The sequence below is a fragment of the Okeania hirsuta genome, from assembly GCF_003838195.1.
Lineage (GTDB): Bacteria > Cyanobacteriota > Cyanobacteriia > Cyanobacteriales > Microcoleaceae > Okeania > Okeania hirsuta.
In genome coordinates this window covers 1-937 of record NZ_RCBY01000627.1, presented here as the reverse complement: position 1 = coordinate 937, position 937 = coordinate 1, and the positions used below count along the sequence as shown (strand labels likewise).

The 937-nt window shown below is 47.0% G+C and carries 1 protein-coding gene; it reads right to left on the bottom strand.

Annotated features, from left to right (window positions below; genetic code table 11):
* Nucleotides 1–650: 650 nt before the first annotated feature.
* On the bottom strand, nucleotides 651–937 hold a 287-nt coding region (locus D5R40_RS33320), incomplete at its 5' end, for a hypothetical protein (RefSeq protein WP_205127874.1).

Below are 937 nucleotides of genomic sequence, written 5' to 3'. Positions count from 1 at the left end.
GTCCATCCGCAATGCTGAACGGTCCAAATTCCTGAGTAGTGCCGTAGGAGCCTGAGCCAATCAGCTGCCCATCTGCGTAGGCGTTCCAGGAACCACTTCCGTTAGTACCATTGATCTCCAGTTTTACGAAGAAGACATCATCATTCGGATCTGCTGCTGTTCCATTGTCATCACAAACCGGAGCTTCAGCTTGCGATACAACTACGCTACATGCTCAGAGCAAGAGGTGGTGGAGTCCATCGATAACGGACTCACTGCAACTGCGTCATCTACATCATGCCATCTACTTGAATCGGGTCCGTTGACAATATTGTTGGCCCGAAGCTAACCGTCTCACATATTCTCCACTTGCTTACTACAGAGTTGTTGATCACAGCAGCCGCTCTATCTCCTGTATGAGTCCCATTCACTTCAACGTGTGAAGGTATTAGACACATCATTCGGATTAGCGGGTGTGCCGTTGTCATCACAAAGCACATTTCCGAGGACTACATCAAGATCACATTCGTCTGAACAAGTGCTAGGTGGCTCAATTGTAATGGACTCTCTACAGATACTATTATCTGAATCTGCAAATGTGAATGAGACTGGTCCGCCAGCGATTGGGAATGGTCCGTAGCTTACTACTTCTCCAAAGTTCCCTGACTGTCCTAAGTTATTTGACCAGGTACTAGCACTCGTATTGTTACCTTGAACAAACTGAAGGAGAAGGTATCATCGCTTGGATCACCAGGTGTACCGTTATCATCACATTCTGGTCCACTAACCACACTAATCGATACCTGACATTCTTCAGAACAAGCCGTCGGCGGAATGACGGTGAAAGTCTCTCCACAATCTGGCACATCATCATCAGAGATGACGAGTTCAATTGGTCCGTCACTGATGGCAAATGGTCCTAGCGTTACATTTTGGTTGTAGTGTTCACCGCTAAGTA